A 15,046-nucleotide genomic window follows, 5' to 3' on the forward strand; every position below is an offset into this window, starting at 1 on the left:
CACAAATAAGGACAAACAAAAATATTTGGAAATTATAGAGATACCTAATTTCTCCGCAACGCTTCAATCGGGCTGAGCCCTGCCGCTTTCTTTGCCGGATAGATTCCAAAGAAGATTCCGATTCCAATGGAAAACAGCGTTGTAACTAGCACGGCTGCCGGACTGACCGATGGCGTAAATGCAAATGCCGGCTGTATCATGGCGATCACTTTTGCAACGCCAAATGCCCCGCCGATCCCTAACAAAATTCCCACAACTCCACCGATCAGTGTAATGATGGCAGACTCAGACAGAAACTGGAGCATGATCGACTTCGTCTTTGCGCCAAGTGCTTTTCGGATTCCAATCTCTCTCGTACGTTCTGTTACGGATACCAGCATGATATTCATGACACCAATACCACCGACTAACAAAGAAATTGCCGCCACAAAAGATACTAACGTTGTCACAATACCGATAACCTTATCGACTGTGGTCATGTAATCACTAAAATTTTCCACCTGATAAATATCTTCTCCACTGCACTGATGTCTGCGTTCTAACAGATTCGACGCTTCCGAAGCAATACGATAGGTATCTTCTCCCTCTTCCGTTAAAATCATGATCTGCCAAAAACTCTCTGTATCCATGCCATACATGGTTGAAAATGTTATCAGCGGGATCTGAAGCTCAATTGGTGAGTTTTCATAAGTAAAGGAAAACATAGAGTCCTCGGAAGCCTTTTCCACACCAATGATCGTCAGTCCCATTTCTTTTCCATATAATGTGACATCCAGTTCTTTTCCTACAATATCCGTGGAACCGAAGATCCTGACCGCATCTTTTTCACCAATGATTGCAAGCGGCTGACCCGCGAGATACTCTTTTTTTGTAAAATATCTGCCTTTTAACATTCCATTTTTAGAAAAATACTGGTAATCCGGCATTTTTCCATTGATATTTGCTTTGAACTCGCCTTTTTGCGTCATCACGCTTCCTTCTGCACCATATCCTGCCGAAATTGCACGGATACCTTTTACCCCATCGTATAATGCATCGATATCTTCCTGTGTAATATCATAGGAATTTGTATCATCATAGGAATAAATAGCAATCTGGTTAATTCCGATGTCTGCCATTTCATCCGTAATGATATTTTTTGCTCCGTTACCTACAGACATAATCAATATCACAGATGAGATTCCTATGATAATTCCAAGCATTGTCAACAGCGAACGCATTTTATTTGCTCTGATATTGGCAACTGCCATTTTCAAATATTCTAAAAACTGTGACATTCCTGCCTCCTATTTCTTCTCTGCCGCTTTCATTCCATCCTCAATCGTGGTGTCAATTGTTGTCACTACCTTTTCTCCCTCTTTGAGTCCTTCGATAATCTCAATATTCTTTTTAGAAGAAATTCCTGTCTTTACATATTTTTTCTGAAGTTTCTCCTGACTGAGTACATAGACAAAATCACCCTTTGAGTCACTATTTACTGCTGCAATCGGCACTTTTAAAACATCTGTCTTTTTCCCAAGTTCGATTTTTAACTTTGCATCCAAGCCAATAATCAGATTATCATCCGGATTGTCAATATGCACTCTGGCGGTTGCCATTGCTGCACCCTGCTCTGTTTTTTCTGCTACCTTTCCTATATTCGTAACACTTCCCTGATACTTTCGGTCTAAGGAAGTAATGGTTACTTTCTGTCCTACTTGTAAACTGGTCAGATTGTATTTAGACACTTTAAAATCCACACACATTTTGGATGCATCTGCAATCGAAAACATCGGTGCACCTTCCTGTACGGCACTTCCTGCTGCTACCTCTGTTGAAGTAACGATCCCATCAAATTCTGCCTGAATTCCTGCTTTGGCTTCTTCTAATGAATCTGCTGACTGTGATAAGGTCAACTTTGCCGCCTGTTGCGAGGAAGCGATTCCCTGTTTTTCCGCATCTGTTAAAACCGAGGCTTCTCCGGCTGCCTTTTTAGACTGTTCCTCTGCTTTGCTTCCCTGTAAACTTTCTGCCTGCGACTGCATGCTTTTCAACTGGTTCTCTAACTCACTGACTTTTGCCGTCACATCGCCATAGGCTTTTCTCTGTTCCTGTTTTTTATTTTTTTCTTTCTGTATCTTTTCTAATTCTTTCTGCTCTTCTTTGGTCAGATCCTTCTTATTTTTCAGTTCCTCTGACCGCTTGTCTAACTCTGTGATCTCTTTGTCTAAATTACCTGCTTCTGTTGCAGCATTTTTACTCTGCTCCATCTGCGCCGTCAACTCTGAAATCTGACCATTCAAACTATTTAATTGATCATCAATCGATTGGATCTTAGAATCTGCCTGTGCTGCCTGCTCACTTCCCTTAGCACTCATTTCTAAAGATTTCTGATTTGCCGCATCACTTGCTTTGTTCTGTAATTGTGAAATGTTATAACTTTTTTCTAAGGAACCTGTCTGAAATGTTATCAGGGGCTCTCCTTTTTTTACCGGTTTTCCCACCTGTAAATTGGCAGTTGCAATTTCTGCATTGACCGGTGAGGAATAAGTACGCACATCTTCACTGCCAATCGTTCCGCTTGTCTCTAATTCTGCTGTAATATTTCCTTTTTCTGCCTTTGCTGTCTCAACTTCCTGCACTGCTTCAGAACTGCCTTTCCCTTTCTGCACGAATACAATGACAAGAATCACTACTACTGCAACCGGCAAAATAATTTTCCACTTCTTTTTCTTCTTATTATTTTTCTCCATTTTCTTCCTCCATGCTCTTTGGGTCTGCCATGCCACTGTCCGACTCGATTTTTCCATCCATAATCCGGATGATCCGCTTTGCTGACTGCGCAATCTTGTCATCATGTGTAATTAAAATGACGGTTCTTCCTTCGGTGTGCAATTTTCTTAAAATATCCATGATTTCACGGCTCGATTTAGAATCCAGATTTCCCGTTGGCTCATCCGCTAGGATCAGGGGCGGTGCCGCCGCTAACGCTCTGGCTATGGCAACTCTTTGCTGCTGCCCTCCTGACATTTCCGTAGGTTTGTGATCCATACGTTTTTCTAATCCGACCCGCTTTAAGGATTCCTCCGAAAGTCTTCTGCGCTCCGCCGCCGGAACATTCCGATAAATCAGCGGCAGTTCTACATTTTCTAATGCTGTCAGATTCTGGATCAGGTTAAAACCCTGAAAAATGAATCCTATTTCCTGATTTCGGATTTCGGATAACTCATCATCACTCAGGGAGGACACATCTTTTCCATTCAGAAAATAGTGACCGGAAGTCGGAACATCCAGACAACCTAACATATTCATAAAGGTGGATTTTCCGGAGCCTGACTGTCCGATAATTGCCACAAATTCTCCCTGTCCGATATCCAAAGACACATCATCCAAAGCCCTTACTTCATTTTCACCCGGATTGTATATCTTCATTAAGTTCTGTACTCTGATTAATGGTTCCACAACATCCTCCTTTTTTGCACTTCTGTATTATTTAATTAGTACAATGGTGTATCCAAACGTATTTGTCAATACTTTCCATATTATATTTCTCTGTTTGCTATAACGAGATAGAACACAGATTATCTTCAACTGATATTTTATTTTGACTTCCATATGAATATTTTTATAATTCAAAAATGACAATCCGCTCTCTCGGATTATCTCCTGAAAATAAATCCCTACAGTCAATTTCATCTAAAAATGTCAGTTCCTCCACGGTCATAAGATATGCCATATATTCCTCTGACGGATAATAAAAATACAGTTGCATCCGTCTCGGTTTTTCATAATAGGATTCCCGGATACGCGCCATCACTTTCCGTAAAATTTCCAAAGAAAAAGGATTGAAAAAATAAATGCAGTCCACTTCCACCGGCAAAGAAAACTGCTCCGCATTTACCACGATAAAATTTACCCGTTCCGCTGATATGGCAGTCTCTTTATTTTCTACTGCCTTTGCATAAATCCGTTCATTATATTCAATACCAATAGAACGACAACGTGTCTGATAGGACAGAAAAAAATCTACCCGCCCTTTGCCGCATCCATAATCAAGAAGTGTATTCTCCTTTCGGATCCAGCCTGAATTTCCCAATCGCTCTAACACCGAATACGGGGTCGGCTCATAAGGATAGCGATATTGATCTGCATTAGAGTCATCCCTTCCTGTGGTATGGATTTTTAAGAGTTTGTCCCATTCATTTTCAATCATGACTTTTCTTTTCCTCTTTCTTTCTATTTTTACCTTATTTATATTCTACTGTTTTGTATGAGTTTCAAATAGTACTATTTTATAAGTAAATGTGTTTATTTTATGGTCTTTATATTGTAAAACCTGTGATGACAACAAAAGACGGAGCATTCGCTCCGCCTTTTGCCGATATGATGAATTTTTAATGATGAAACAGACGAATTCCGGTAAATGCCATCGCCATTCCATATTTATTACAGGTTTCAATGACATTGTCATCACGGATAGAACCGCCCGGCTCAGCCACATATTTTACACCGCTCTTATGAGCACGTTCGATGTTATCTCCGAATGGGAAGAATGCATCGGAGCCAAGTGCCACGTCTTCTAACTGATCTAACCATGCACGTTTTTCTTCTCTCGTAAATACCTCCGGTTTTACTTTGAAGATTTTTTCCCATGCACCATCTGCTAAGACATCCCTGTAATCTTCACCGATATATAAGTCGATGGAATTGTCACGGTCTGCTCTTCCGATGCCGTCCACAAACTGTAAACCTAAAACCTGTGGAGACTGACGGAGCCACCAGTTATCCGCTTTGCTTCCTGCAAGGCGCGTACAGTGGATACGGGACTGCTGTCCTGCACCGATTCCGATTGCCTGTCCACCTTTTGCATAACATACGGAATTGGACTGTGTATACTTTAATGTAATCATGGAAATTGCCAAATCAATCTTTGCAGATTCCGGAATTTCCTTGTTCTCGGTTACGATATCAGAGAAGAAATTCTCATCAATCTTTAATTCATTTCTTCCCTGCTCAAACGTAATACCAAAGACTTCTTTTCTCTCAAGTTCCTTTGGAACATAGTTCTCATCAATTTCAATAACGTTGTAATTGCCTTTTTTCTTAGCTTTTAAAATCTCAAGAGCTTCCGGCTCATATCCCGGTGCGATCACACCATCGGACACTTCTCTTTTGATGATCTTTGCGGTTGCAACATCGCAGACATCTGATAAGGAGATAAAATCTCCAAAAGAGGACATACGATCAGCTCCTCTGGCTCTTGCATAGGCATTTGCAAGTGGAGTAAACTCCATATCCATATCGTCTACCCAGTAAATTTTCTTTTCCACATCACTCATCGGGAGTCCGACTGCTGCGCCTGCCGGTGATACATGTTTAAAAGAAGTTGCTGCCGGAAGTCCGGTTGCTTTTTTTAATTCCTTGACTAACTGCCAGCCGTTAAATGCATCTAAAAAGTTGATATATCCCGGTTTTCCGTTTAAAACCTTAATTGGAAGTTCTCCCTCTTCCATGTAGATCCTTGAAGGTTTCTGATTTGGATTGCATCCGTATTTTAATTCTAATTCTCTCATGGTTTCTCCTCTATCTCTGATTCTTATTTACAATCTTTGTCTCGTAAGTTCCATTTTCAATATCAATATATCTTACAAATAAAGATACTTTGTTGTCCTCATTTAAGCTGTTCCAGAGCAGATTGGTATACTCTTCGATATCATCTGAAACGGCGATCAGTTCCGGTTCTCCCTCAAAACTTGGCAGCGGATTGCCATCCCCCATATAGGTATGTATAAAATGTCCTTCGCCGCTCTTTGGATTTTCATATGCAAAGGTATAACGATTGCAGGAAGAAGGGTCACCGTTGTTGCTTTTTAAAATAGACATTGCATAGTTGTAAGAACCCTTGTCCACATGCATAATACCGGAAATACGAGGTGTATAGTTCGGTGCATCCGGCTCAAACTCTCTGGTTCTGAGTGCCTGCTCAAATGTCTGCTGTTTATCCATTAATTCATAGATCGTATCAGTCTGATCTCCGTTTGTGACAATGGTCTTATTTCCTAATACACGCACCGGTGCATAGATGATCAGGCTTGGATCACTCAGCTTCGATGGGTCAAATGCTTCTGTACGGATGCCTTCTCCTTCTGTCACAAAGACACGGTTACGGCTGTTCTCGCTTCTTCCCATAATAAAATAAGCCGTCACTGCATATTTTCCATTTGGTGACTTACCGATAATAATCCCACGTCCAGGATAAGAATTGTTCTGTAATTCTTTTTCGATTGATCTCATTTCCATGAATATAATCCTCCTACTTATGATTGCCCACAAAGCGTGGCATTTAGATGCTCTAACTTTTTCTATATTAACATGAAATAAGACCCCTTTTCAATGAAAGGAGCCTTATTAGTAGTATTAAATTATTTACTTAATTCTATTAGTCACTCTTATAAATAAATTTTATAAAATCTTTGCGTACTCTGCCACCTCCGGAAGTCTCTGTGCCACACCCGACAAAAATGGCTGAATCTCTTCCTCCGGCTGCGTTAAATCCGGCACCATAACCACCCTCAGCCCTGCCGCATAAGCAGACCGTACCCCGACTGGAGAATCCTCGACCGCAATACACTCGGACGGTTCTTTTTCTAACTGCCTGCACGCCTCTAAATAGACATCCGGCATCGGTTTGCCGTTTTTGACATTCGACACACTTAAAATCCGGTCAAATTTTTCTAAAACGCCAATCTGTGACAGATAAGAACTTGCACGTTCCATATCCGTTGCCGTTGCAACTGCCGTCTGCAAACCTTCTCTTTTTAAAATACTTAACACTTCATCCACGCCCGGCTTTTTCTCTATGCCACGGCTTTCTAAAATTGCACGAAGCCGCTTTCTACGCTCTGCATGAAAATATTCAAAGTCAAAGTCCTCTCCGTACTTTTCTAACAGCATCGGCTTGGAAAATTTCCGGTTCAGGCTTCGCATGGATAAAAAGACTTCTCTTGGAATCTCATAGCCCATCTCTTTTGTGATGTCCATCCCAAGCTGTATATAATATTTTTCGGTGTCGATCAACACACCATCCATATCAAAAATAACTGCTTTGATCATGTTAGTTCTTAAAGCTGTGGATCGGAGCCGGAATTCTTCCGCCACGGTTTACAAATGCATCACAGGAATATTTATTGACCGGCATGATCGGTGCATAACCTAACAATCCGCCAAATTCCACGGTTTCGCCAACCCCTTTTCCGATAACAGGAATAATACGGACTGCCGTTGTCTTCTGGTTGATCATACCGATTGCCATTTCATCTGCAATAATTCCTGAAATTGTCGTTGCCCTGGTATCTCCCGGAATTGCGATCATATCAAGTCCTACGGAACATACGCAGGTCATTGCCTCTAATTTTTCTAAGGATAACGCTCCTGCCGTTACCGCGTCGATCATTCCCTGATCCTCGCTGACCGGAATAAACGCACCGCTTAAGCCTCCAACGTAAGAGGATGCCATGACACCACCCTTTTTTACCTGGTCATTCAAAAGTGCAAGTGCCGCTGTCGTTCCCGGTGCTCCTGCATACTCTAAACCGATCTCCTCTAAGATCTCTGCAACGGAATCTCCGATTGCCGGTGTCGGTGCTAAGGACAGATCGATAATTCCAAACGGGATTCCTAATTTTCTGGAAGCCTCCTGTGCTACAAGCTGGCCGACTCTGGTAACTTTGAATGCTGTCTTTTTGATCGTCTCACAAAGCACTTCAAAATTCTCGCCACGCACTTTTTCTAATGCCGTCTTAACAACTCCAGGTCCTGATACACCGACATTGATGATCGCGTCTGCCTCGGTCACTCCATGGAATGCTCCTGCCATAAACGGGTTATCATCAGGTGCATTGCAAAGCACTACTAATTTGGCACATCCTAAGGAATCATTCTCCTTCGTATATTCTGCTGCCTGTAAAATGACATCTCCCATCAGTCTGACGGCATCCATGTTGATCCCGGTCTTTGTGGAACCGACATTGACGGAACTGCAGATATATTCTGTCTCGGCAAGTGCCTGTGGGATAGAACGGATCAACAGCTCATCACTTTTTGTCATTCCTTTAGAAACCAATGCAGAATAACCGCCGATGAAGTTTACTCCTACCTCGCGGGCTGCATCATCGAGTGTTTTTGCGATCGTCACATAGTCTTCCGGTGTCTTACACGCAGAAGCACCGATCAAAGAAATCGGTGTGATCGAGATTCTTTTATTTACGATCGGAATACAGTATTTGTTTTCAATCTCTTTTCCTACTTTCACAAGGTCTTTTGCAACCGTTGTGATCTTGCGGTAGATATTTTCATTGACCTTTGCTAAATCCGTATCAATACAATCGAGCAGACTGATACCTAACGTAATGGTACGCACGTCTAAATTCTCATGCTCGATCATCTTATTTGTTTCATTTACTTCCCATATATTAATCATGGTATCTCTCCTTAGATTCTGTGCATTTTTTCAAAAATTTCTTCTCTCTGGCATTTGATATCAACGCCAATCTCTTCGCCAATCTGTGCTAACTCTTTTGAGATGTCGGCAAATGGTTTTTCTGTTCCACTCAGATCTACGATCATCATCATGTTAAAAAATCCCTGCACGATGGTCTGTGAGATATCCATAACGTTTACACGGTTGTTTGCAAGATAGGTGCAGACTTTTGCAATAATACCTACGGTGTCTTTTCCTACTACTGTGATAATTGTCTTATTTGCTGATGTTTCCATTTTTGATTTCCTCTCTGTTTTATTCTTCCTGACTGCTGATACAGTCTGTTTTTATACACAAAGCATCGGCATTGGTTCATTGCGTTTTGCCACATATATCGGGAAATCATTTCCCTTATATGGATTTTCTCCTAATGTGACTTCCTGACGCACGGTCTCATATGCCAGCTCTGCATAATTATTTTCTTTACTTAAATGCCCTAAAATTACGGCTTTCATATCATCATGGAGCAGTTCTCCTAAAAGCTGCCCGGACACTTCATTCGAAAGATGCCCCCGCTCGCCTAATATCCTTCGTTTTAACGGATAAGGATAGCTCCCGGCTTCTAACATGCGCACATCGTGATTTGCCTCTAACAGTAAAATGTCCAGCCCCTGTAATTTTTCAATCAAATAATCATCGTAGATGCCTAAATCCGTGATAATGGCGATCTTATGATTTTCATTTTTTAAAATATAGGCAACCGGATCTGCCGCATCGTGCGAAATGCGTACCGGATGCACGACGATCTCTCCGATCGTAATATCCATATCCGGCTCTAAGACACGGTACAAAGACGGGTCTATCTTCCCAACAGAAGGCGTATTGGCAATCGCCTCTAACGTTCCCTTCGTCCCATAGATCGGAAGTCCATATCTTCTTGCAATGACTCCTAAACCACTGATGTGGTCAGAATGTTCATGCGTGATCAGGATTCCTTCCATCTCTGCTGTTTTCAATCCCACGGAGTTCAGCCCCGCTTCAATTCTCTTTCCACTAATTCCGGCATCGATCATCAAATGACAATTCTGCGTTCCCGCACAGATACAGTTGCCACTGCTGCCACTTGCTATACTACATATTTCCATCAGTTATTCTCTTCCCAATAAATATCTACGACATCGCCATCTTTTAGTGGTGCCGTATACTCTGTGTTCTGTCCGTTCAGATGTGTGACGATATTCCGTCCTCTCGAATCATTCAGATTAAACTCTATATAGTCAAATACATCTACATAAATGTATTCTGCTTTTCCACTCATAAAGATTGGCTCTTTATTTACGATGACCTGAATGCCTGCCGGTTCTTCTTTCTCTTCCTTTACCGGCTCTTCCGGTGTGGCTGCCGGTTCACTTTCTGTCTGTGCTCCCTCGGATGCTGCTTCTATTTCTTTTCCGCTTTCAGAAACTGCCGGTTCCTCCGGTGCAGCCTCGTCCTGTGCAAGATCCTCAATATGTGTTCTGGTCTCTACCACCGTCCACTCTACGGAAAAATTCTCATAGACTAACGTTGCCATATCTGCATCCCGGTTATTTACTAAAATCTCCTGATCTAAATCCAGTTCCACATCCATGAACTCCACAAGCTGTCCTATCGTATAATAATTGCGCAGCTCGATCCTGTCACCCTCCTGTATCCGGTAAGATGGCGGCTCTAAGACACCGTTGACCTCTACAAACCGTGGGCAGATTACAGTCTTTTTATTGACCTCAAATACGATCGTAGACTCTGTATATTCTTCTAACTGTTCTACCGTACCTGCTGCATCTTCTCCGATCGTAGACGGTTCAATGACGATCTCACAGTTTGCCTCTAACGGAGTATTGATATTGACAACCTTTCCATTCATCCGTACAACGGCAGATTCTCCGCTCTGTCCTCTTAGAATCCTTGGTCTTCCATTGACCATGAAATTCACTTCTTTTCCTCTTCTTGGGAAAAGCTGGTCATTTGGGAATCCTGCCTGCATTGCCGCATCCACAACCGTCAGCTTGCTGTTGTCATAGAGTTTCATGCGTTCCCCATTAAAATGAATCATAATAAAGTTATTTTTCTGATCATAATAATTCAGGCAGATACCGATCGGTGTTACTAACAACGGATCTTTCTGAATATCCGTCTGCTCAAAATGTACTTCCTGCAATACCTCTTCTCCACGAAGTGCCACACGCTCATGCGGAAGTCCTAATTTATCCGCTAACATTTCCGTAAAACCGTGGATTTTTCCGCCACCGCCGACTACAAAGGTCGCACTGACCGATTTATCACCGTTTAATGCCTTGATCTTCTCTGCGACAGAGGTTGTGATCCGGTCTACTAATTCCTCTGTGATATCCCATACCTCCTTTGCCGGGATCGTATGAGAAATACTCATGATATCCTTAAATTCTATCTCTTTTTCAGAACCGGAGCCTAACTTAATATGTTCTGCGGTCTTGAAATCCACCAGATAATGCTGTACTAACATTTCCGTAATCTCATCACCTGCAAACGGGATCATTCCATAAGCAATAATGCTTCCGTCTCTGGTAATGGAAATATCGGACGTTCCCGCACCCACATCGACTAACGCAATATTCAGCATACGGAATGCCTCAGGAATCGCTACATTAATTGCCGCGATAGGCTCTAAGGTCATATTGGCAACTTCCAATCCTGCTAAATTGCATGCAGAATAAAGTCCGTCCACAACGTCTTCCGGTAAAAATGTTACGATAATATCCTCGGAAATCCGGTCTGCTTTATGCCCCTCTAAATTAGAAAAAATATCATCATTCAAGTAATATTTTACAACGGAATAACCGACACAGTAGAACTTGAACTTTGTATCATTCTCTTCCTTTAAAATGCCGGATGCTTTTTCAATTCCCAACAGATCCAGCGTATGTATATCTTCCCTTGTCACAACGGTCTCTTCGTCATACTCATACTCTACCGTTGTGGTCACTGTTTTTAACACACGACCTGCGGCAGCAATACAGACTTCCGTAAGCGGTGTGCCAATCTGTTCTTCTAACTGCTGCTTTACGGTTTCAATTGTTTTTGCAACTCTTCCAATATCGTGAATCTGACCGTCTAACATCGCACGCGTCTCATGTTCTTTCATGTACTGTGCAACTACGATAAATTCTGTACCCTCTTTGTATCCGACGGTTCCAACAACATTTCTCGTTCCGATATCCAATCCAAATACCAATGGTTCCATCTTATTTCTCCTCATTAAAAATCTTTACAAGTTGTAAATTTGTATCTTCTACGCTTCCATTGTTATCAATGACTTTCACACAATGTCGGCGGTATTCCTCCTCAGTGAGCTGGCTTGCAAATATCCCATCTATTTTTTCATCGGAATATCCGCGGTTTTCGCGAAGCCGCTCCCTACGATTTTCTTCACTGGTATAAATATACCATAACTCATCACAGATTTCATCATAATGCTCTTCAATTAAAAGGGCTGCCTCTAAGATCAGAAAATCCAGTGCCCCTTTTGTCTTTTCCGCTTCATAGACTTCTAAGATATATTCCCGGACTGCAGGATGTACGATCCCGTTCATCTGCTCTCTCTTTGTTTCATCCGAAAAAATGACCTGTGCCATCTTCAGACGGTCAAAACTTCCATCCTGTAAAAAAATATCCTCTGCTCCAAATACTTCCTTTATTGTATCATAACATTTTGTTCCCGGCATCATCAAATCATGGGCAATCTCATCTGCAAGCATTACTTTTGCATTATAATGTTCTGCGATATATCCTAATATTGCGGATTTCCCAGCTCCGACACCGCCTGTAATTCCAATAAATTTCATCCTATTTTGCCTCGTACCAGTTCTTTCCTGTGTGGGTGTCGATCTCAAGTTCTACTGACAGATCTGCTGCACCCTTCATTTCTTCATCTAAAATCTTCTTTACTTCGTCCACTTCATCCGGTGCCGCCTCGATCAGTAACTCATCATGCACCTGTAACAACAGTCTGGATTTTAATCCTTCGTCGATCAATCTTCTATGCACACGGTTCATGGCAATTTTAATGATATCGGCTGCGGTTCCCTGGATCGGAGCATTCATGGCAATCCTCTCTCCAAAGGAACGCTGCATAAAGTTCGAGGATGAGATTTCCGGCAACGGCCGCCTTCTGCCAAACATCGTGACGGAATATCCGTCTTTTTTTGCCTTTTCCACACATCCGTCTAAAAATTCTTTGATCTTCGGATAGCTTTCAAAATATCTTTCGATATATTCCTGTGCTTCTTTTTTACTGATGCTTAAATCCTGACTTAAGCCAAAGGAGCTGATTCCATAAACGATCCCAAAGTTGACTGCCTTTGCATTTCTTCTCTGTAAATCCGTTACTTCCTCAAATGGGGTATGGAATACCTGCGATGCGGTCATGCGGTGGATATCCTGTGCCTCCCGATATGCCTGTATCAGCATTTCATCTCCTGACATATGGGCTAAGATACGAAGCTCGATCTGGGAATAATCGGCATCGACAAAGACATATCCGTCTTTTGGTAAAAATACCTTACGGATCATCCGTCCTAATTCCATTCGGATCGGAATGTTCTGTAAGTTCGGATCTGTACTGCTCAATCTTCCGGTTGCTGTGACGGTCTGCTGGAAATTCGTATGAATCCTTCCGTCCTCTTCTATAAAATTCGCAAGTCCGTCTGCATAGGTGGACTTTAATTTTGCAAGCTGGCGATATTCTAAAATTTTAGACACTAATGGATATTCCACTGCTAATTTTTCTAAGACATCCGCTGCCGTGGAGTAACCGGTCTTTGTCTTTTTTCCATATGGCATCTCTAATTTTTCAAACAGAATATGACCTAACTGTTTTGGGGAGTTGATGTTAAAGGTCTCTCCCGCTCCCTCATAGATTTCTTTTTCTAAGACTGCGATCTGGGCAGCTAATTCTTCGCCATATCGTTTCAACTCTTCTGCATCGACATGAACACCCTCTTTTTCCATATCGGAAAGTGTATATACCAGTGGCAGTTCTATCGTATCGTAGAGCGTCTGCATTCCTGTATTGTTCAGTTCTTCTAACAGTCTGTCTCTGGTCTTCCACGGAATATATGCCATATAACAGATATATTTTAAGAATGCTTCCGGCTTTGCCTGCTTTGCCTTGACCGGACTTTCTTTTCCTAAGAGGTCTGTTCTCGATGGAATCATCAGACCAGCATAATCTTTTGCCAAATCCTCATAAGGATAGTCGTTTTTCAATGGATTTAACAGATAGGCTGCTACGGAAGCATCAAAATAGCGGTCATTTCCCGGTAACGGCAGTGTCTTTAAGGTCTCTTTTAAGTCCATTACGGATACTTTTGTCTGTCCACCGGATAATTCCCGTATTTCCTCTAATAGTTCTTCGGCACTTACTTCTGTTCCCGCAGACAGATAATAGATATCTTCTTCGGAAAAGGCAATGGACATTCCTTCAATGACCTGCTGTTCTTTTGGCTGTTCAAAAAGGCTTAACTGCTCTGTGATGATGCCTTCTCCCGGTAATAAACAGCATCCGATATGTCCTGCTTTTTTTGCCTTTTTAAAAATATCTGAAATCTGCTTCTTGTCCGTTACAAAGGTAAAATGCTCTTCTGCAAGATTCTTTGGTGCATCAATATCAAACCTTGACAACATATTTTTAAATTCTAAACGTTTACACATCAAATAGGCTTCCTCGGTAAACAGATTGCCTAACTTTGCGTCTTCTAAGGAATACTCAATTGGTGCATGGATCTCAATCGTTGCTAATTCTTTGCTCATCTGTGCCATGTCATAATGCTCTGACAGATTCTGTTTTGCCCGGTTCGGTTTGATCTCCTCTAAATGGTCATGGGCATTTTCAATACTGCCATACGCTGTAATCAGGGCAGTTGCCGTTTTTTCACCAATTCCCGGCACTCCCGGTATATTATCCGCAGAATCTCCCATGAGTGCTTTGACATCTATGAACTGCAACGGTGTAACCTGATATTTTTCCACCACATCTTTTGCTAAATAATCCTCAATCTCCGTTCCGGTACGTTTAGTCTTCGGAATACGGATTTTGATATGGTCACTTGCTAACTGGAGCAAATCACGGTCTCCCGATACTATGGAAACCTCTAAGCCCTGCTCTTCGCTCTGTTTTGCAATCGTACCGAGCAAATCGTCGGCTTCATAGCCTTCTTTTTCTACAATCGTAACTCCCATGGCAGTCAGCATCTCCTTCATCAAAGGCACCTGCTGTCTGAGTTCATCTGCCATCGGCTTTCTTGTACCTTTATAGGCATCATACATCTTATGACGGAAAGTCGGTGCATGCACGTCAAAAGCAACCGTTAAATAATCCGGCTGTTCCTCATCTAAAATCTTAAATAAAATATTTAAAAATCCATAGACCGCATTGGTATGAAGTCCTTCGGAATTGGTCAGATCCGGGATTCCAAAAAATGCCCGGTTCAATATGCTGTGTCCGTCTACTAATACTAACTTTCCGTCCATGATGCTCTCTTTCTAAGGGCAGCATTCCCTGCCCTTTTT

Annotated in this window: 13 protein-coding genes; all 13 read right to left on the reverse strand. The window is 42.0% G+C overall.

What is annotated here, in order from left to right:
• Nucleotides 1–44 precede the first annotated feature (44 nt).
• The 13 genes from WMO43_RS03840 to polA all read right to left on the reverse strand — a co-directional run bounded on the left by WMO43_RS03840 (nt 45) and on the right by polA (nt 15,007).
• Nucleotides 45–1,277: an ABC transporter permease gene (locus WMO43_RS03840; RefSeq protein WP_177962444.1), complete on the reverse strand. Its 1,233-nt coding sequence runs from the start codon at nt 1,275–1,277 to the stop codon at nt 45–47.
• A gap of 9 nt (nt 1,278–1,286) precedes the next feature.
• Complete coding sequence (locus tag WMO43_RS03845) at nt 1,287–2,732, reverse strand: efflux RND transporter periplasmic adaptor subunit (RefSeq protein WP_353530101.1); 1,446 nt, start codon at nt 2,730–2,732, stop codon at nt 1,287–1,289.
• Nucleotides 2,719–3,441, reverse strand: coding sequence for an ABC transporter ATP-binding protein (locus WMO43_RS03850; protein WP_353530102.1), 723 nt, complete (start codon nt 3,439–3,441; stop codon nt 2,719–2,721). Before WMO43_RS03850 ends, WMO43_RS03845 begins: the two co-directional genes overlap by 14 nt.
• Before the next feature lie 163 nt (nt 3,442–3,604).
• Complete coding sequence (locus WMO43_RS03855) at nt 3,605–4,192, reverse strand: class I SAM-dependent methyltransferase (protein WP_353530105.1); 588 nt, start codon at nt 4,190–4,192, stop codon at nt 3,605–3,607.
• 181 nt (nt 4,193–4,373) lie between these two features.
• Nucleotides 4,374–5,552: a phosphoribosylaminoimidazolecarboxamide formyltransferase gene (locus WMO43_RS03860; protein ID WP_353530107.1), complete on the reverse strand. Its 1,179-nt coding sequence runs from the start codon at nt 5,550–5,552 to the stop codon at nt 4,374–4,376.
• A gap of 10 nt (nt 5,553–5,562) precedes the next feature.
• Nucleotides 5,563–6,279 carry an IMP cyclohydrolase gene (locus tag WMO43_RS03865; protein ID WP_353530110.1) on the reverse strand — a complete coding sequence of 239 codons (717 nt, stop codon included), beginning with the start codon at nt 6,277–6,279 and terminating at the stop codon, nt 5,563–5,565.
• Between the two features lie 162 nt (nt 6,280–6,441).
• Entirely contained in the window at nt 6,442–7,092 is a 651-nt protein-coding gene (locus tag WMO43_RS03870; protein ID WP_353530112.1) for an HAD family hydrolase, read from the reverse strand.
• Nucleotide 7,093: 1 nt separating this feature from the next.
• Nucleotides 7,094–8,458: a PFL family protein gene (locus WMO43_RS03875; protein ID WP_353530113.1), complete on the reverse strand. Its 1,365-nt coding sequence runs from the start codon at nt 8,456–8,458 to the stop codon at nt 7,094–7,096.
• 11 nt (nt 8,459–8,469) lie between these two features.
• A complete protein-coding gene (locus WMO43_RS03880; RefSeq protein ID WP_177962610.1) occupies nt 8,470–8,754 on the reverse strand; it encodes an ACT domain-containing protein in 285 nt (94 codons plus the stop codon).
• 51 nt (nt 8,755–8,805) lie between these two features.
• Nucleotides 8,806–9,603, reverse strand: a complete 798-nt coding sequence (locus WMO43_RS03885) for an MBL fold metallo-hydrolase (RefSeq protein ID WP_353530116.1) — start codon at nt 9,601–9,603, stop codon at nt 8,806–8,808.
• Complete coding sequence (locus WMO43_RS03890; RefSeq protein WP_353530117.1) at nt 9,603–11,720, reverse strand: cell division FtsA domain-containing protein; 2,118 nt, start codon at nt 11,718–11,720, stop codon at nt 9,603–9,605. The genes WMO43_RS03885 and WMO43_RS03890 overlap by 1 nt, the downstream gene beginning before the upstream one ends.
• A gap of 1 nt (nt 11,721) precedes the next feature.
• The gene (gene coaE / locus WMO43_RS03895) at nt 11,722–12,321 is read right to left on the reverse strand and encodes a dephospho-CoA kinase (RefSeq protein WP_353530118.1); all 600 of its coding nucleotides are present in this window, start codon (nt 12,319–12,321) and stop codon (nt 11,722–11,724) included.
• Nucleotide 12,322: 1 nt separating this feature from the next.
• Entirely contained in the window at nt 12,323–15,007 is a 2,685-nt protein-coding gene (gene polA, locus WMO43_RS03900) for a DNA polymerase I (protein ID WP_353530120.1), read from the reverse strand.
• Nucleotides 15,008–15,046: the final 39 nt, after the last annotated feature.

This window comes from Maccoyibacter intestinihominis (assembly GCF_040096355.1).
In the GTDB taxonomy this organism is placed as follows: Bacteria; Bacillota; Clostridia; order Lachnospirales; family Lachnospiraceae; genus Maccoyibacter; species Maccoyibacter intestinihominis.